At 61.8% G+C, this 17,903-nt stretch carries 17 protein-coding genes; 4 read left to right on the top strand and 13 right to left on the bottom strand.

Annotation, left to right across the window (positions count from 1 at the left end; all coding sequences use genetic code 11):
• From msub_RS16060 to ptsP, 3 genes are read right to left on the bottom strand one after another with little or no spacing between them, the layout of a single operon-like run.
• Positions 1-1,764 (bottom strand): PTS fructose-like transporter subunit IIB, encoded by a 1,764-nt coding sequence (locus msub_RS16060; RefSeq protein WP_048497178.1) that lies wholly within the window; start codon positions 1,762-1,764, stop codon positions 1-3.
• Positions 1,761-2,726 (bottom strand): 1-phosphofructokinase, encoded by a 966-nt coding sequence (gene pfkB, locus msub_RS16055; protein WP_048497177.1) that lies wholly within the window; start codon positions 2,724-2,726, stop codon positions 1,761-1,763. The genes msub_RS16060 and pfkB overlap by 4 nt, the downstream gene beginning before the upstream one ends.
• Positions 2,726-5,557 (bottom strand): phosphoenolpyruvate--protein phosphotransferase, encoded by a 2,832-nt coding sequence (ptsP, locus tag msub_RS16050; protein ID WP_048497176.1) that lies wholly within the window; start codon positions 5,555-5,557, stop codon positions 2,726-2,728. Before ptsP ends, pfkB begins: the two co-directional genes overlap by 1 nt.
• Positions 5,558-5,687: 130 nt before the next feature.
• Between ptsP and cra the strand changes: the two genes are divergently transcribed.
• Together cra and msub_RS16040 are read left to right on the top strand one after the other, a co-directional pair.
• The gene (gene cra, locus msub_RS16045; protein WP_048497175.1) at positions 5,688-6,698 is read left to right on the top strand and encodes a catabolite repressor/activator; all 1,011 of its coding nucleotides are present in this window, start codon (positions 5,688-5,690) and stop codon (positions 6,696-6,698) included.
• 134 nt (positions 6,699-6,832) lie between these two features.
• Positions 6,833-7,600: a Crp/Fnr family transcriptional regulator gene (locus msub_RS16040; protein ID WP_048497174.1), complete on the top strand. Its 768-nt coding sequence runs from the start codon at positions 6,833-6,835 to the stop codon at positions 7,598-7,600.
• On the opposite strand, the gene msub_RS16035 is transcribed toward msub_RS16040, so the two are convergent.
• From msub_RS16035 to msub_RS16025, 3 genes are read right to left on the bottom strand one after another with little or no spacing between them, the layout of a single operon-like run.
• Positions 7,536-8,897, bottom strand: coding sequence for a diguanylate cyclase domain-containing protein (locus tag msub_RS16035; protein ID WP_053077979.1), 1,362 nt, complete (start codon positions 8,895-8,897; stop codon positions 7,536-7,538). The genes msub_RS16040 and msub_RS16035 overlap by 65 nt on opposite strands.
• A gap of 4 nt (positions 8,898-8,901) precedes the next feature.
• Complete coding sequence (locus msub_RS16030) at positions 8,902-9,762, bottom strand: OmpA family protein (RefSeq protein ID WP_048497173.1); 861 nt, start codon at positions 9,760-9,762, stop codon at positions 8,902-8,904.
• Complete coding sequence (locus msub_RS16025; RefSeq protein ID WP_048497172.1) at positions 9,759-10,160, bottom strand: DUF4398 domain-containing protein; 402 nt, start codon at positions 10,158-10,160, stop codon at positions 9,759-9,761. The genes msub_RS16030 and msub_RS16025 overlap by 4 nt, the downstream gene beginning before the upstream one ends.
• 226 nt (positions 10,161-10,386) lie before the next feature.
• On the opposite strand from msub_RS16025, the gene msub_RS16020 reads away from it, so the two are divergent.
• Together msub_RS16020 and msub_RS16015 are read left to right on the top strand one after the other, a co-directional pair.
• Entirely contained in the window at positions 10,387-10,980 is a 594-nt protein-coding gene (locus msub_RS16020) for a PAS domain S-box protein (RefSeq protein ID WP_048497171.1), read from the top strand.
• Positions 10,980-13,211: a chemotaxis protein CheB gene (locus msub_RS16015; protein WP_053077978.1), complete on the top strand. Its 2,232-nt coding sequence runs from the start codon at positions 10,980-10,982 to the stop codon at positions 13,209-13,211. Before msub_RS16020 ends, msub_RS16015 begins: the two co-directional genes overlap by 1 nt.
• A 1-nt stretch (position 13,212) precedes the next feature.
• On the opposite strand, the gene msub_RS16010 is transcribed toward msub_RS16015, so the two are convergent.
• From msub_RS16010 to msub_RS15985, 7 genes are all read right to left on the bottom strand, one after another.
• Positions 13,213-14,019, bottom strand: coding sequence for a DNA adenine methylase (locus msub_RS16010; RefSeq protein ID WP_048494146.1), 807 nt, complete (start codon positions 14,017-14,019; stop codon positions 13,213-13,215).
• On the bottom strand, positions 13,970-14,158 hold the full coding sequence (locus msub_RS21295; protein WP_082146565.1) for a Com family DNA-binding transcriptional regulator: 189 nt from the start codon (positions 14,156-14,158) through the stop codon (positions 13,970-13,972). The genes msub_RS16010 and msub_RS21295 overlap by 50 nt, the downstream gene beginning before the upstream one ends.
• Before the next feature lie 147 nt (positions 14,159-14,305).
• Positions 14,306-14,731, bottom strand: a complete 426-nt coding sequence (locus msub_RS16005; protein WP_048494145.1) for a C40 family peptidase — start codon at positions 14,729-14,731, stop codon at positions 14,306-14,308.
• On the bottom strand, positions 14,728-15,306 hold the full coding sequence (locus tag msub_RS16000) for a hypothetical protein (protein ID WP_048494144.1): 579 nt from the start codon (positions 15,304-15,306) through the stop codon (positions 14,728-14,730). The genes msub_RS16005 and msub_RS16000 overlap by 4 nt, the downstream gene beginning before the upstream one ends.
• Before the next feature lie 9 nt (positions 15,307-15,315).
• The gene (locus tag msub_RS15995; protein WP_048497170.1) at positions 15,316-16,263 is read right to left on the bottom strand and encodes a gp53-like domain-containing protein; all 948 of its coding nucleotides are present in this window, start codon (positions 16,261-16,263) and stop codon (positions 15,316-15,318) included.
• Complete coding sequence (locus msub_RS15990; RefSeq protein ID WP_048494142.1) at positions 16,263-16,850, bottom strand: YmfQ family protein; 588 nt, start codon at positions 16,848-16,850, stop codon at positions 16,263-16,265. The genes msub_RS15995 and msub_RS15990 overlap by 1 nt, the downstream gene beginning before the upstream one ends.
• A complete protein-coding gene (locus msub_RS15985; RefSeq protein WP_048494141.1) occupies positions 16,841-17,902 on the bottom strand; it encodes a baseplate J/gp47 family protein in 1,062 nt (353 codons plus the stop codon). Before msub_RS15985 ends, msub_RS15990 begins: the two co-directional genes overlap by 10 nt.
• Between the last annotated feature and the right edge of the window lies 1 nt (position 17,903).

Genomic DNA, 17,903 nt, shown 5'->3' with positions numbered 1-17,903 from the left:
TCAGCTCGCGCCAGCCACCACCTCCGCCTTGCCGGTCTTGACCAGGGCATAGCCAAGCCCAATTACCAGTGATCCTGTGGTGATCGCAATCAGGTAGGGCACCACCGCGCTGACCGCATTGGGAATGGCCAGCACAAACAGCCCGCCATGGGGCGCCATCAGCTTGACGGCGAACAGCATGGACAGGGCACCGGTTATGGCGCCGCCGATCATGCACACCGGAATCACCCGCAGCGGGTCTTTGGCCATGAACGGAATGGCGCCTTCCGAGATAAAACACAGCCCCAGCACAAACGACGCCCGGCCGGCCTGGCGTTCGGCCTCGGCAAACTTGCGCCGGGCCACGAACGAGGCCACTCCCATGCCGATGGCCGGCACCATGCCCGCCGCCATGATGGCCGCCATGGGCGCGGAGCCTCCGCTGCCCTCCGAAAGCAGGCCAACCCCGAAGGTATAGGCAGCCTTATTCACCGGTCCGCCCAGATCGAAACACATCATGGCACCCAGGATACCGCCGAGCAGAATCGCGTTGGTGGTTCCCATGCTCTCGAGGAAGCCGGTCAAACCGTCCATGATGGCCGCCATGGGCTCGCCGATCACATAGATCATCCCCAGGCCGGTCACCAGGCTGGCCAGCAACGGAATGATCAGGATCGGCTTGAGGGATTCGATGCTCTCCGGCATCGGCAGTTTCTGGCTGATAAAGCGAGCTACGTAGCCGGCCAGGAAGCCGGCAACAATACCGCCGAGGAAACCGGCGCCCAGTTCGCCGGCCAGATAGCCGCCGATCATCCCCGGAGTCAGGCCGGGACGGTCAGCAATCGACCAGGCAATGTACCCGGCCAGCAACGGAATCATCAGTTTGAAGGCGGTGCCGCCGCCGATCTGCATCAGGGCGGCCGCCAGGGAGCCCTCCTCCTTGAACGCTTCAATCCCGAACACGAACGACAGGGCGATCAGCAAACCGCCCGCCACTACCATGGGCAGCATGAAGGACACGCCGGTGAGCAGGTGCTTGTAGGGCCCCCGTTTTTCGCCACCTCCTGCACCGCTGGTAGCTTTCTGCTGGCCGGTTTCAAGAACCACGGCCTCGGCCAGGGCATCACTGAGAGTATCAGCCGGTTTTTTCAGGGCGGCACCGGTGGAGGTCCGCCACACCCGTTTGCCGGCAAACCGGCTGGGGTCCACCTCGATGTCGCAGGCGAGAACAACCACATCGGCCGCCGCAATCTCCCCATCAGTGAGCGGATCCTGGGCGCCAACCGAGCCCTGGGTTTCCACCCGGATCTGGTGGCCAGCGGATTCCGCCGCAGCGGTCAGGGCCTCCGCCGCCATAAAGGTATGGGCGACGCCGGTGGGGCAGGCCGTAACGGCGACAATTCGTTTAACGTCCGATGCTCCGCCGGCAGAGGGGCTTGATGCTGACGACTGCTGGCTGGCGTTTGCAGGATCCCAGGGGATGGCTTGCGCCTGGGCCTGGTCCAGAATAGCCTCCGGATCCGGCAGCGCCGCGGTCACCGGAATCTGCAGCAGACGCTTGCCGGCATAGGCGTCAAGGTCAACGGGCACACCGAGCGCAGCAATGACCAGATCCGCCTGTTCTATGATTGCAGCGTCGGGCAGGTTATCCGCCTTGCCATCCGGTCCCCGGCTGTCTGTGGTCACCGACCAGCCACGCCGGTTCGCCGCGCGCTCCAGGGCCCGGGCGGCCAGAAAACGGGTTGCCACGCCCTGGGGGCAGGCAGTCACTATAATCAGATTCATAACGGCATCTCTCCGGTGTTGTTTTCCGCAGGCCAGGGCTGCACCCGGGTTTGTTGGAGAAGGGAAGAAAAGTCCGGTGCATCCGGGTTTCCGACACCAATGTGGCGCACACATTCGGCAGACAAAGCGGTGGCGAACGTCAGTATCGTCTCATCAGGCTGGCCCAGAAGCACACCATGGAGCATGCCCGCAAGCAGGGTATCGCCGGCGCACACGGTGCTGACCACCGTCACGGGGGGAACCCACGATCGCAGGGTACCGGCCGGTGACGACCACAAAACGCCGTCCGCGCCCATGGACACCACCACATGGGAAACACCGGCAGCATGGACACGGGCGACTGCAGCTTCCACGGCCGTAATGTCCTTCAGAGGCTTGCCCGCCCAGCCGGACAACTCATCGGTGTTGGGTTTGACCGCAAAAGGCCCGGCCTCGATACCCGTTCTGAGGCCCTCGCCACTGGTATCCAGCCACACCGGTTTGCCGGCACCGGAGGCCAACTGCACAAGGCCCGCCAGCCCGGAGGACGGAAAGCCCTCGGGCAGACTGCCACCGATCACCACCGCATCGCATTCCGGCAGCAATTGCGCCAGCCGGAATTCGAGGCGCTGAAGGGCGTCTTCCGACACCCGGAAACCCGGTCCGTTCAGATCAGTCACCCGGCCACCGGCTTCGGCAATCTTGATATTGATGCGGTTCTGGCCCGGAATACGCACCAAACTGTCCTGCAGGCCTTCCGCTTCGAACAGGCGCTCGAAGGGCGCGGCATTGGCCTCGCCCAACAGGCCGGTTACCGTGACCGAATGGCCCAGTCGCGCCAGTACCCTTGCCACGTTGATGCCCTTGCCGGCCGGCTCCAGCCGGGTATTGCCGGTACGGTTAACTTCACCGGGGTTCAGCGTGGGGGTTTCAACGCTCAGGTCCAGGGCCGGGTTCAGGGTGACTGTGAGAATGTTGGCCATCACCAGGCCTCCAGGGCGTCACGCACCTCGGCCGCCGTTGCCAGAGACAGCGCCTTCTCCGCCTGCTGGCGAGCGCTTTCGAGACTCAGGCCACGAATGCAGGCCTTGACCAGGGGTACCCGGCGGCTGGTCACGGACAGCTCGTCCACATCCAGCCCGACCAGTACCGGAATGGCCTGCGGGTCGGACGCAAGTTCTCCGCACACCCCGACCCAGCGATTGTGGGCGTGAGCCGCTTCCACGGTCATCCGGATCAGCCGCAATACTGACGGGTGCAGACCGTCTGATTCAGCCGAAAGCTGCCCGTGGCCACGGTCGATGGCCAGGGTGTACTGGGTCAGGTCATTGGTGCCAACCGAGAAGAAGTCCACCTCCGGCGCCAGAGTCGACGCCAACAATGCACAGGAGGGCACTTCAATCATCACACCCACCTGAACATCGCCGGCGGTTACCTCCGCCTGAACTTTGGAAACAATCGCCCGGGCCGCCCGGAACTCTTCGACATCCTTCACCATGGGGAACATGATGCGCAGGGGCCGGTCGCCGGCGGCAGTTAGCAGCGCCCGCACCTGGGTTTCCAGGATATCCGGGCGAGTCAGTGACAACCGGATACCACGCATGCCCAGAAACGGGTTGTCTTCCTGGGGCAACGGCCAGTAATCCAGCGGCTTGTCGCCACCGACGTCCAGGGTACGGGCCACCAGGGGTAGGCCGTTCAGGGCATCGAACGCGTGTTGGTATTCACTGACCTGGGTGGCCAGATCCGGCGCTTCCGGATGGGCCATGAAAATGAACTCGGTACGAAGCAGGCCGACACCGTCAGCGCCCCGATCCACCGCATCCGGTGTGTGGGCGGTGTTACCCAGATTGGCGCAGACTTCGATGGTATGGCCATCTTCGGTGGTGGCAGGCTGGTGGCGGTTTTCATGGGCTTCGGCCTGCAGGGATTCCAGTTGTTGTAACCGGCGCCGGATCTTGTCGCATCGTTCGGCCCCGGGGTTGGGCACCAGGCAGCCCCGTTCACCATCCACCACCAGATCCGCGCCGTCCGGGATGGTAAGTATGCGCTCACCCGCACCCACCACCGCAGGCAGGCCAAGGGCGCGGGCGAGGATGGCACTGTGGGAGGTGGCGCCACCGCGCGCTGTAACCAGACCGCGTACCCGTGTGGTATCCAGCCGGGCCACATCCGACGGCCCGAGATCGTCGGCCACCAGAATGTAGGGGGTGTCCGGCGGCGTCAGCATGGCCACGCCGCAAAGATTGGCCAGCACCCGGCGGCCGACATCCCGCAGATCAGCAGCCCGTTCTGCCAACAACCGATCGGCCAGCGCCTCCTGGGCCCGGGCCGCGGTATCAATGGCCTTCCACCAGCCCGCCTCGGCGGATGCCCCTTCGTTGATCGCTTCCAGCGTGGCCTGATACAGGTCTTCGTCCTGCAGCATCTCCACATGCACCGAGAGAATCGGCGCGGCTTCACCGCCTTCGGCCTGCCGGATCAGGGTCCGGAGCTGACCATCGGCTTCATCCATGGCCTGGTTAAGACGCTGGATCTGCTGCTCGCTGTCGGCGGCAGATTCCGGGTACTCCAGCACCGGCTGGCGCATCACAAACGCCGGCGCCAGCGCCAGCCCCGGAGACGCGGCCACAGCTTTGACCGGCTGGTCATCGGCCAGTGGTTCTGGGGGTTTAGCCTCCAGCACCGTGGCTTGCTGCTCCGCCGAACGCAGTGGAGCGACATTCTCACCCAGGCCCGCTTCGATGGCCCGGCTCAGGGCCGTGATGGCCTGTTCGGCCTGATCCCCGGTTGCCGACAGCAGCAAGGTCTGGCCCCGGCGAGCGCCCAGACCAATCACCCGGGTCAGGCTGGTGGCCGACACCGCACTGCCATCGCCCTCCAGCAGGCGAATCCGGATACTGGCATTGTGGCGGCGTGCCTCCTGCACCAGTTGCTTCGCCGGCCGGGCATGCAGCCCGTGGCTATTGAGCAGGGTCACTTTGGCGGTAACCGCATCCGCAGCCTCACCGGACAGCCTGGCCAGTACGGCCTCGGCACTCAGGCCGTCAATCGGTTCATTGCGAGCCAGGAAGTTATCAATGCGGTCCAGCAGGTCATGGCATTCATCACCGGGACCGGCCAGGCAGAACACCCCGCGCAGTTCCGGCGTTGCCCGCTTGGGTGTCGCCAGGGACAGGGTCGGGCGCCTGGCACCAACCGTGTGGTGGGTCAGCCAGAAGCCCTGGCCGAGCGCCACCGGCGGCTGGCCAATAATGCTGGCGAGAAACTCGGTGTCCACACAGCGCAGGCTCTGCAGGCGGGCTGCGGCAATCAGAGCCAGTTCGTTCGGAGTGGAAGCGTCGATACCCAGACACAGGGTTTCGCTGTCGCATTTGGCCACTGCGGGGGCTTTGGAGAGCAAGGCAACCAGTTCAGCAGCCTCCGTAGCCCGGCCCAGCTTTTCAGCCAGACCGGGCTTGTCCAGCACGCGGGTAAGGTGGCGGAGAATGTCCAGGTGTTCATCAGACTGCGCGGCGATGGCCACCAGCACATTGACCCGGGCGCCATCGTGCCAGGTGATGCCTTCCGGAAACTGAAGAATGCGGATGCCGGTTTTGAGAACGGCCTCCCGGCTTTCCGGTGTGCCGTGGGGAATGGCAATGCCGTTACCCAGCACCGTGGAGGACTGCTGTTCCCGGGCCTTCATTCCGGCCAGGTAATCGGGGGAGGTGCGGCCGGCGGTTTCAAGGTCCCGGGCGGCCTGTTGCAGGGCGTCTTGCCAGTCAGTGGCCCGGGCACCCAGTCGAACGTCATCGGCGGTCAGCGTCAGCATGATGGTTGCCTCGCTTTTTGTTGTGATGCATATCGGTTTTTGTTTGCTGAATCGTGTCAGCATGCTTAAAATCGATGATGAAACAGATATGATCAGAAATCAAGCAATCTTTTAACGGGAGCTGTCGCCCATGACCCTTGCGGAACTTGCCCGGCTTGCCGGCGTTTCAAGAACCACCGCCAGCTATGTCATCAATGGCCAGGGGCCTGCCCGGCGCATCAAGCCGGACACCGTCGAGAAAGTACTTGCGGTGGCTCGTGAACATGATTTTCAGGTCGATACCCAGGCAGCCGCCCTGCGGGGCGGCGCCAGCCGCACCCTGGGCTTTATCCTGCCAGACCTGGAAAACACCAGTTACGCCCGGCTCGCCAAACTGCTGGAGCAAGGTGCCCGAGCCCGGAGTTATCAGCTACTGATTGTCGGCTCCGACGACGATCCGGAAACCGAGAAGTCCCTGGCCCGGGCACTCAAGGCCCGGCGCTGCGATGCGTTGATTGTGGCCAGCGCCCTGGCCCAGGACGACCCCTTCTACCCTCAGTTGCAGAAAGACGGCCTTCCGGTGGTGGCCGTCGACCGGGCCCAGTCACCGGCGCAGATCCGCTGCGTGGTCAGCGACAACCGCACTGCGGCAGACGCCCTGACCCGTTCGGTGCTGGGCCCTGATACCGCCAGCATAGCCTGGCTGGACGCCGTACCCGAAATCGCCATGACCCGGGAACGCCGCAAGGGCTTTCTGGCGGCGGCTGGCCGGGCCGGGGTCAATACCCTCATTGAAAGCGGCCCCCGCTATGACCGCGCCTCCGGTGCCGCGATGATGGAACGGCTGATGTACGAACATGGTCTGCCGGATGCCCTGGTGACGGCATCCTACACTTTGCTGCAAGGGGTTCTGGATGTGCTGCTGGACCAACCAGGCGGGCTGCCCGAAAACCTGCGCCTGGCCACCTTCGGGGATGACCGGCTGCTGGATTTTCTACCACTGGCGGTAAACTCTCTGCCCCAGAACCACGAGGCCATTGCCCGGGCAACTCTGGAGCAGGCGTGGGGCGCCATTGCCAGGGAGGGAAAGGCACAGACCGTCACCATAAATCGCACACTCAAAGAACGACCTGTAGCCAGGCAAAATAGGAACAAATCTTAAGGACGAATCTTGCAGTCAGAATGTTTATTTTGTGCTAGCTTCTTGTGGTGACTGGCAGGCCTGCTCGAACCTGTCAGCGATCACTTTGATATAGGAATGCGCCCATCGCCAATAGCTTCGCCATGGAGGTGACTATGCCTGATATTTCAACTACTTCGACTACGTCGAAGGCTTCAATTACTCCCGAGCAGAACCACTTGCTGGCCGCTTTTCCGGACAGTGCCAAACAGCGGATTTTCCCCCGGCTCAAACTGGTTGAAATGAGCCTCGGCGGCGTGATTCATGAATCCGGCCAAACCATTGAGTTTGTCTATTTCCCCACCAACTGCATCGTTTCGCTGCTTTACGTGATGCTCAACGGCTCTTCCGCCGAAATCTCGGTGGTGGGTAACGAAGGTATGGTCGGTATTTCTGTGTTCATGGGCGGAGACCGCACTCCCAGCCGCACGGTGGTACAAAGCAAGGGCTTCGCATACCGGCTACCGGCCCCGGAACTCAAGGCTGAGTTCGACGCCACGCCCGAGATGCGGTTCCTGGCCTTGCGCTACACCCAGGCACTGATTACCCAGATGTCCCAGACAGCCGTCTGCAACCGCCACCATTCAATAGACCAGCAACTGTGTCGATGGCTGCTGCTATCTCTTGACCGCCTCCCGGACAATCACCTGACCATGACCCAGGAACTGATTGCCAACATGCTGGGGGTGCGGCGCGAGGGGGTAACCGAAGCCGCCGGCAAGCTGCAGAAACAGGGCGTCATCGAATACCACCGCGGGCACATTACGGTGATCAACCGGGCCCGGCTCGAGGAACTCTGCTGCGAATGCTACGCCGTGGTCAAACGCGAAACGGACCGGTTGGTATCAAGCTCCCGCCGGGGAGCGGGCGGTTCAGCGTCTTGATCCGGTACATGGCCCGGTCGGCCTTCCTCAGCAGCTCTTCGGCGGTTTCCCCGTTGTCAGGGTACACGCTCACGCCGATACTGAGCTGAAGCGCCACCTCATGGCCGGCCAGCTGCATGGGCGCGGCCGCCGCCTCCCGTATCTTGTCGGCAACGGCAACGGCATGGTCCGGCTGGGCAATCTCACTGAGCAACACCACGAATTCGTCACCGCCATACCGGCACACGGTATCTGTCGCTCTGACGCAGCTTCTCAGTTTTCCGGCCAGGGCCGCCAGGATAATGTCGCCGCTGTCGTGGCCCAGGACATCGTTGATGGCCTTGAAGTTATCGAGATCGATAAACAGCAGGCCCATCTGCTTCCCGTTGCGCCGGGCCAGGGCCAGGGACTGCTCGAACCGCTCAAAGAAGGCATTGCGGTTGTGCAGGCCGGTAAGCGCATCGTGCTGGGCAAGGTGCGCCATGCGCGCGGTGTTTTCCCTGGAATAGCGGGCATCGTGGAATACGATCACCGCACCGGTCACCACGCCATAGCGGTTATGGATGGGTGCGGCGGAGTCTTCAATCGCCAGTTCCTCGCCGTCCCGGGCAACCAGCAGCGAATTGGCTTCCAGCGCCACAATGCTGTCTGACAGAATCGCCCGGCGGGCCGGATCGGGTGTTGGTTTTCGGCTGGTCGCATCCACCACCTTGAAAATCTCTTTAAGGGGTCGGCCAATGGCTTCCCGCCGGGTGAAGCCGGTCAGGGTCTCCGCCACCAGGTTCATGTAGGACACCTGGCCGTCGATATCGGTGCACAGCACCGCGTCACCAATGGAATCCAGGGTAACCCGTGCCCGCTCCTTTTCCTCGAACAACTGGGCCTCGGCTTTTCTCCGGGCTTTTTCGTGGGCCTTGTACACGCTGATATCTTCTATCGTGTGCACGTAGCCGTGGCCGGGCAGGTTATCGGTCATCAGGGCCGCGTTGCGGCGGATCCAGATGACCTTGCCGTTTGAGGTCTTCAGGCGCGCCTCACACAGGAAGGATTGACGGCCCAGCACGGCCGCCTCCCAATGCTGGACAACCCGGTCGTGATCCTGCGGGTGGATAACGGCACTCCAGTGTGAGCCGACCAGCTCATCGCCACTCCAGCCGCAGAGCTTCTGGTAAGCGGCGTTGCTGTACAGGCATTTACCCTCCCGGTCGGTTACCAGTATGCCCAGCGGCAGGGCATCCGCCAGTGGGCTGCCGTTTCCGTGGCCGGCATTCGACTGGGTATCCGCTGCCAGAGGAAAATAATCCCGGTATCTCAGCATTCTGTTATTCCCCGTTTTCGATGACCACTTCAACCCGGCGGTTCTGCTGCCGGCCGGTTGCAGTGTCGTTGCTGGCGATAGGGCGTTCAAAACCATAACCGGACACCGACAACCTGCTACTTTCGATGCCACGACTGATCAGAAATTCACGAACCGATTCGGCCCGCTGGCGTGACAGTGCCAGGTTAAAACTGGCGCTGCCGACGTTATCGGTGTGGCCTTCAATCAGTACCTGGCGATCAGGGTATTGCTTGAGAAAGTTCACCAGCTTTTCCAGATTCTGATTGGTGCCACCCTGGATTTCCGCACTGCCGGTGGCAAACAGGACATCACCCAGGGTCAGCACCAGCCCGCGTTCGGTCGCCTCGGCTTCCAGGGTGTCGATCTGCCGCTGCAACTCCTCGGCTTCCCGGGCAGACATGGCTGCTGCCTGTGCCTGGGCGCTGCGAGCCCGTTCGGCCTCGGTGTGGGCCCGATCTGCCTCCAGGGTTCGGGCCGCCAGCCGGGACGCATCCCGTTGCTCGCCCAACTGCGCCCGCTCCGCCTCCAGCAGGCCGACCTGGCCCTTGGCCCGGGCAATTTCAACCATCCGGTCTGCCATGTAGATCCGGTGCGCCACCACCGCCTCGTCATCCGATGGCTGTTCGGCGAGCTGTACAGCCGCTTCGGCATCACGCAGCTCCACCCTGGCATGGGCCATCATGTCCGGGTTCTGTTGCAGGGCGGTCAATTTGGCTCGTACGTCCTCCGAGCCATCGGGGCTGGTCGGCGACATGGCGCAGGCGGTCAGGAGCAGCGAGGAAAGCAGCACTGCGGCACCGGTTTTTACCCCGGACATGGGTTTCCAGAACGATAGAGTCTTCATTGCGAGTCTCCCTGACGCTGCATTTCTTCATCCAGGGCCTCGGCACTGCGACCCATCTCACGATTGATTTCCGCAGCCTTGGCCGCTTCCGTCCTGGCGATGGCCAGCTCGGCGGCAACCCGGGCCTCCTTGGCCAGGCGGTCAGCTTCCGCCATACGTTCTGCCTCGGCGGCTTTCAGGGCCGCCGTCAGATGCCGGTTGGCCTCCTCCAGTTCCGCACCGGCGTACTGGCGGGCTTCCGCCTGCTCGGCACTGGCAATGGCATCCCTGGCATCGTTCAGGGACTCGGTTGGCGGTAAGGGTGCGGAGGCGCAGGCAACCAGCGTCAGGGTTGCCAGTAGCAAGGTTGTGAACAGGCCGATGCGTCTGATGGCACACCGGATCAGGTCGATAGTCATGGCAGTGCTCCTCATGCCGGGGCGTTACGCGAACCTGGGCGGCCCGGCAACATTCCGTTACAAACACACTAGGCCCCACCTTGCATATCTTCTGTTCGTTAACGCACACACCAGGCGGCTGTTTATCAAAAACCGCCAACCCTGGCTTTTCGGGTGTCCGAAGCTGGAGTAGACTCAATTCACCTGGCCCAACCCCGAGGTTCGGGCGGCGCATTCTGGAGGCCCAATGAAGCACACGGACGGATACCCGAATGCCCACAGCCATGAGCGGCTGCGGGCCAGTGCCAGAGACCTGATCGACCACGGCGTGCCACCCCCTCACCGCGGCGGTAACCTGAGCGTGGACGCGCTGCAGCTGCTGTACGAGCGGGCCAGCTCGCCTGCATCCGCGGCTGACGCGGTCAAACTACTTCATGAGCTACAGACCTATCAGGTAGAGCTCGACCTTCTCTATGAACAACTCCAGGCAAACGAGCACGAACTCAGCGAGGAGCTGCTGCATTACAAATCGCTCTATGAGCAGGCGCCCGCTGCCTATCTGACTATGGCCAATGACGGCGAGATCATTGAAGGCAACCAGGCTGCGGGCGAGCTGTTCGGCCAACCGGCTGCCGAACTTGCCGGTAAAGCCCTGTCCGGGTTTCTGGCCCCGGGCCAGGACAAGACCCTGAACACGCTGCTCCGCCATCCGGAGGCGCACAGCCCGGCAATGCACCCGGTTGCACTCCCGGACCACCGGTACCTGATGCTGAATGCACGGCCTGCAGAGTCCGGTGACAGCATTCTGGTGATACTGACCGAAGCCGCCGCGCCGCCCTGATGCATATCGTTGGTATTGGCGCCTCCGCCGGAGGCCTGGCTTCCCTCGAGGACTTTTTTCGCAATACACCCAGCGACACCGGCATGGCGTTTCTGGTGGTGCAGCATCTGGACCCCAACCATAAGGCCATGCTGGCGGAGCTGCTGCAGCGGTATACCGAAATGCCGGTGTTCGAAGCACAGCAGAACATGCCGGTGCGGGCGGATTCGGTTTATGTCATCCCGCCGAACCGGGAACTGCGAGTGGTCGACGAGACCCTGAAGCTGGAAGAGCCGGCCCAGGTTCGCGGGCTGCGCCTGCCCATCAATGTGCTGTTTTCGTCCCTGGCCAGCGCCCGGAACGAGCGCGCCATTGCCGTTGTGCTTTCCGGCATGGGCTCGGATGGCACCCTCGGATTACAGGCCATCAAGGCCACCGGCGGGCTCTCGGTGGTTGAGAGCCCGGAATCGGCCCAGTTTGATGCCATGCCCAAAAGTGCCATCGCCGCCGGCTGCGCCGATATTGTGGCACCGGCCAGCGAGATGCCGGCGCGGATTCTGGCCTATGTCCGGCAGGTTCCGGAGCCTGGTGACAGCCCCGGGCAAAGCCCCTCTGGCCCCACCCACTCGCTGGTCCGGCTGGCGCCGATTCTCAAGCTGCTGCAGAAGCACACCCGGCACGACTTTTCCCTCTATAAGCCGACAACGTTGAACCGCCGTATCGAACGACGCATGGTCATCCATGGCATTTCGGAGCTGGACGACTACACCCGGTTCCTGGCAGACAACCCCCAGGAAGTGCAGCTGCTATTCCGGGAACTGCTGATTGGCGTCACCGAGTTTTTCCGGGACCCGGGCACCTGGGACTACCTGACTGAAACCGGCCTGCCGGATCTGATCGCGCATCGGCCCCGCGACGGCACGCTGCGGGCATGGGTGGCCGGTTGCTCAACCGGGGAGGAGGCCTATTCGCTGGCGATTGCCTTTACCGAGGCGCTGGAACAGGCCGAGCCCGGCCGGGCACCGGACCTGCAGATTTTTGCCTCCGATATCAGCCCGGAAGCCATTAGCGTGGCTCGCCGGGGGCAATACCCACTTTCCATTGAAAACGCCGTGTCCGAGGCCAGGCTGGCACGGTTTTTCACCAGGCATGACCGGTATTACCAGATCAGGCCGTCCATACGGGACAAGGTCCTGTTCGCCCGGCACGATGTCATTCTCGACCCGCCGTTCACCAGGCTGGATATGATTGCCTGCCGAAACCTGCTGATCTATTTTGACCTGGCATTGCAGCGGCGGATACTGCCCCTGTTCCACTACAGCCTTCGCCCCAACGGATTACTGATGCTGGGCAGTTCGGAAACCATCGGCCGGCTGAATCATCTGTTTGCCCCATTGAAGCCGAAGATGCGGCTGTACCGGTGCAAGCCTTTTCAATCCGCCCGCCACTCGGACTTCCTGCTAAAATCCTTCCCACCGATGTCCACCTTACCCAGGGAGCAGCCCGTGTCATCCAGCCAGACGCCGCCACAGGGGGCCACAAACACTCTGCAGTCCGCCGCGGATCATGTGTTGCTACAGAGCTATGCGCCGGCTGCTGTGGTGCTCAATGCCAATGCTGACATCGTGTACATCAGCGGGCGCACCGGCAAGTATCTGGAACCGGCCGCCGGAAAAGCCAACTGGAACATCCACGCGATGGCCCGGGAAGGGCTGCGCGAACCTCTGTACAGCGCCCTGAAGAAGGCATCCGGGCAACAGGAACCAGTGGAGCTCACGGGGCTGCCGGTCCAGACCGAGGCCGGCACTCAGGCGGTTGATGTGATCATTCGGCCGCTGGGTGAACCTGATGCCATCAAAGGCATGACCATGGTGGTGTTCCGCGATGCGCCAGCCCCTGCTCCCTCCCGGCGCCGAAGCCCGGCGGCAGCCGCCAGGGCGGACCAGGCCGCGCTGAGCCAGCAGTATCAGCAGGAAATTGACAGCCTGCGCCAGCAGGCAAAAGAGTCCCGGGAGGAGTTACAGGCGTCCAACGAGGAGCTGCAGTCCACCAACGAAGAGTTGCAGTCGGCCAATGAGGAGCTGACCACCTCCAAGGAGGAAATGCTGTCGATGAACGAGGAACTGCAGACCATCAACACCGAGCTGCAGACCAAACTGGATGATCTCGCCCTCGCCCAGAGTGATATGTGTAAACGCGCGCCGGATTTGGCACCGAGTGGCGCCGGACTTGGCACACGCAAACCACGGTAAATCACCGCTCAAATAGACCAGCCTGCCCCCTCGGGACCGGAGCCTTTTCCCAGCTTCCGTAAATGAGCTCAACGCAGCTTGAGGGCTTGTCTGAACCACCCACAGTGTACTGATAATCGACCTCTACAACGTGAAGGCCACTGAAGGCCGATCTGACATCAGGATGGTCGTTGATGCTTATGATCATCTCACCATCGATTGACTTGGCGAGAGACGCCATAGACTCATATTCCTCGAACCCAAAAGGAACTCCGTATCCTTCGGTTTGCCAGTATGGTGGGTCTAGGTAAAACAGAGTGCCGGGGCGGTCGTACTTCTGGATTATCTTTTTCCAGTCGAGGTGCTCGATCGTTGTGCCCGAAAGCCGATAGTGGGCCTCGGCCAGGTCATGCTCAAGTGTGTAGATGTTCCACCGAGGACGGCTGGTGGCGCTTGTTCCAAAGCACTGACCATCGACCTTGCCACCGAACGCCTGCTTTTGCAGGTATAGGAAGCGCGCAGCCCGCTGGACGTCCGTCATGGTCTCAGGCGGGGTCTGGCTCATCCACTCCCAGTGCTGCCGACTCGATAGCAGCCACTTGAACTGTTTGTACAGCTCCTCCAGGTGGTACTTGACCACGCGGTAAAGGTTAACCAAGTCGCCATTCACATCATTCAAGATCTCGACCTTGGAAGGATCCTTCATGAAAAACAGTGCAGCTGCGCCGCAGAATGGTTCTACGTAGCAGCTGTGGTCTGGGAACAGCGGGATAATGTGATCAGCGAGTTTTCGTTTGCCGCCGATCCAGGGTACGAGAGGTTTTGCAATGGGAGTACTTCACATCCTTTTCCATGGGACTCGCGGTCCTCTCGTTGATTTTCCCGCAGCGCGGGCATTTGATTTCTAGTTGTTCAAACAAACCCTTAGCGAGCAGCCTGTTGCAACTACCACAACGGATGTTATGCATGTGAACCTACCTTGTTTCTGGTAGGCTTTCTCGCGCCGTGACGTCGCGGTGAGAAAGCCTTGGCTGGTTCACAGCGCCTAGCTCGCTGTGTTCTGGTGGCCCTCTAGCGTGGCAGCGCTATTGGGTCGCTTTCTCTTTTCTTCAAAATTAATCGATGGCTTCCAGCAGTGGAGACAATAGGATGTCGCGGGGGGTGACCCTCCATACCTTGTCGAAACGGAGCAACGGATGCCCGGCCTGTTGGAAAGCCCAGGCAATCAGCTCAGAACAAAACCAGGAGTCTTGCTCCTGCCAGTTACGGCGAAAGCCCCATCCAAAGATGCCGGGCCAGTCGTAGGGCCGGCCAATCTGGCTGCGGGCGGCCTCAACAACCTCAGCAGGCGCAGCCACCTGGAAGCGAACAGACGCCTTAACCGGCTCGGGATCTCGCACGGAGACACCGAAACGGGCCGTGGCGCCCAGCAGCCGGCCATCGTCCAGAACCAGGTCCACATGGCTGAACGGCGACCAGGTGGCCCAGCGGATCACCCGGTTGCCGATGCCTTTGGTGGTGGAGAATTGCAGGGTGATCATGGTTTCAGGGCTTCTAGCTGGTCTATATAAGGCTGGGCGACCACCTCCATGTCATGTGCGGATGACTGGTCGGTGGCCGCGTCGACAGCGGCTTTCCCAGATAGGCGGATCTGGCGGATGTTACTGAGAACTTGTGTCCAGGCTGCGGCAGTAGCTTCGATGTTCTGGGCCGATTCCTCTGCAGAAATACCTGCAGCGTCTGCCCACACCTGAATATCTGCCGGCACCGAATTTGCCGGACTGCCGGCCGCACGCCACTCTTTTGTGGCCTCCAGCGCCTGGCGATATTCCTGCTCCACCAGTTGGCCATCACTTACGTAGCGTTGGCGGGCTTGTCCCGCAGCCCGGTCGATGGCTTGCTTGGCTGATTTTCGCCGATCGGCCAAAACGGGTATCGGCTTCGACTCCAAGTACGGCCTGCCATCTGAATCAACCTTTATCGTGCTTCCGTCCGCCTGCCCGTTGATCAATGTAGCGTGATCTTCATATGAAATCTCGACAACGTCGGCAGGCAGGTTGTCGTGAATGGCGTCATCGAAAAATCCACCGGCAGTCTTGCTAAAGTAAAGTGCCATATACGACTCCTAGTATCCGAAAGCGAAGTATTGAACAGCCATCCCTGCCTGCTTGGAAGGGCCTGTAGGGTCGAGCCTGCGTCCCGCGCCTCGAATTTCCGTCAAAGTGCTATTACCGTTGGTTCCGTAAACAGTCGCGGTGTCCGTGTCCCAAAGTCCTCCAGTAGCTGAATCCGCATTTGCCTCAGTTAATACTGCGCCCAAGAACGCGTTTGGGAAGGCGATCGGAAAGAAAGCTGCTATGAAGCCCTGACTATCGGTAGCTGCTTTACCCCATTGAATGATCAGACCACCTGGAAGCCTCTGATAACCACTGTCCGCCAGATTCTGGTTCCCGCCTTTAAATGCTGCCAACAAAGCTGCGCCATCGATCAACCGTCCGGCGTCGAAGGCCTGAGCCTCGGCATCCGTCGCCACCAACACCGGCGCAGTCCAGTCGGTCACACCGTCCGCAATGAGCACTAAGCGCCGGGAAACGGTCAGGGACAGGCTGGCAGCACCCTCGATGGTGTCCGGGTTCGTGCCGTCCGGGGTCACCGTCACGGCGTTGGCGCTGCTGTCGGTGCGGGCGATTGTGTAGCCCAGGCCCTTATTGCCAGCAGAGGCCGGCAAATTCAGTGTCACATCGCCTGCACTAGCATCCACCAGCACCAGCCCGGCCTCGGCCACGGTCAGGGACTTCGGCGAGTCCGCACTGGTAACGGTCGTAACACCACGGGCAGAAAGCCGACTTACAGCTTCGACCACCTGTTGCAAGTCCGTGTGATCCGGTTGCTGGCCTGATTTCGAGACCAAGGCCACCAGGCTCTCCAGAATCATGTGGTACCAGTAAGCACCCGGAATTGTCGCGGGGATACCCTGCGCGGGGTTGCCATCGGTCGGATAACCTGCACTGGGCGTTTGTGGAGCCTGCGGCGCCGACTGCGTTGCATTGCGCTCATAAACTCTATCGACCATCAGTCCTCTCCATAAGCAAATAGAACACGGGTATGCGCCGGCTTCAGGCGCTCAATAACACACTCCAAGCGGTCGTTGCCCCACGTGGCAAGGGCCTCGCCGACGTTGCCGATGACGGAGTGATAGATCACGGTTTCCTCGGCGCTGCGCACGGTGAAAGCCCATCGCCAGGCGATGCCATAGATCGGCTTGTCAACCGGGTCGCCAACGGTATGCGCGGTGTAGTCTTCCACCGCAACGGCGTAACCGAGATCCGCCGCCAGTTCCTGAAAGTACTTGCGGCTGGCACCGCCGGTACTCGTGAACACTCGCAACAGGGCCGCTCGACGCTCTGCGATGGTCTGCTCACGGTCGACACAAGGATCAGGCAAGCCGGCCACTCGCTCCCAGTCGCTGAGCAGCTCATAGGCGGTACGCGGATCCGCCTCGTTGATCAGCACATCCGCCCGACCGTCCAATCGTTCGAACGCGCCAGCCCGAGCAGCCAGAAGTTGCTGCCAAAGGCTCTCGGGCGCTTGCGGCAGAGCTGCCCCGGGCGGAGCCAGCTGATTCATCAGGTCTTTATACTGGTCACGGCTTAAAGCCATGTCGGTGTCCCCAGAACGGCGATTTCGTTAATGGCATGCACCACATCCGTGTCAGGCATCACCAGTTCATGGCGGCTGTCTCCGGCGGCTACGTAGATGACACCGGATAGCTGCTCTCGATATAGAGTGCCACCAGGCTTGGCCACATCGGTCAGAAAGTCCTTGAGTGCGGCACTTACCCGATCGCGGGCTTGCTGGGTGTCAGGCGTTAGACGGATGCTCGGATCTAACGGTTTGGCCACTGGTTTAACAGCATAAAACCCTCTGGCGGCCACCGGACGCTCCCCATCGATGTAGGTCTCGACCGCCTGTATGACGGCATCGGTGGGAATAATGTTGGCCAGTTCGTCGCACACCAGGCGCAGGGACACCTCCCCTTCGTCCGGTTGATGCGGGTAAACCCAGGCCCGGGTCACATCCGGATGCGCCTCGAGGGCCCAGCCAATGTAATCCGCCTCGCTGCCCCCATGGGGCTGCCGGCGAATCCGCTCCAGCAGTCGCTCCCGGAGCCGCTCAATGTCCTCTTGATCGGCGCCGCCAGTGAGCCCCTCTGTATCTACTGTGGCCTCAGCATTCACGCCGCTTACCGGTTCCACAAAACGCAGCGTGGCGCCGGCATCCAGATTGCCGGAGGCACCAGGCTCTACAGCCGTGAGTTGCGCCACCGCATTGCCCTGAGCATCCAGAGTCACGGTGTCGTCCACCGTGTAGACCGCACCGCTGTCATGCTCAAGCTCTGTATCCTGCAACACCTGCGCGCCGGAGGTGCCGGTCAACAGCACCGGGCCAGTGGCAGACACCGCCTCTTCCCGCTCGATCCGCCAGATGCCTGCCCAGCGTTCCAGGTACTCCGCATCCGCAGTGTCGATCATCAGTTGCTTGGCCAGCCACGCCAGATAGCCATAAAGGCCATGAGCCACACCGGCATCCACATCGGCAATCACCCGCAGTAGCGACCGGCGCAACTCCGGACGTGCCGACGACACCCGACCCCGGATATCGGCCCGGACGCCTTCGGCCAGTTCGGTTAAGCTCGGCGAGTTCCAGGGCATC

The organism is Marinobacter subterrani (assembly GCF_001045555.1).
In the GTDB taxonomy this organism is placed as follows: domain Bacteria; phylum Pseudomonadota; class Gammaproteobacteria; order Pseudomonadales; family Oleiphilaceae; genus Marinobacter; species Marinobacter subterrani.
This window is presented reverse-complemented; position numbering and strand designations above follow the sequence as displayed.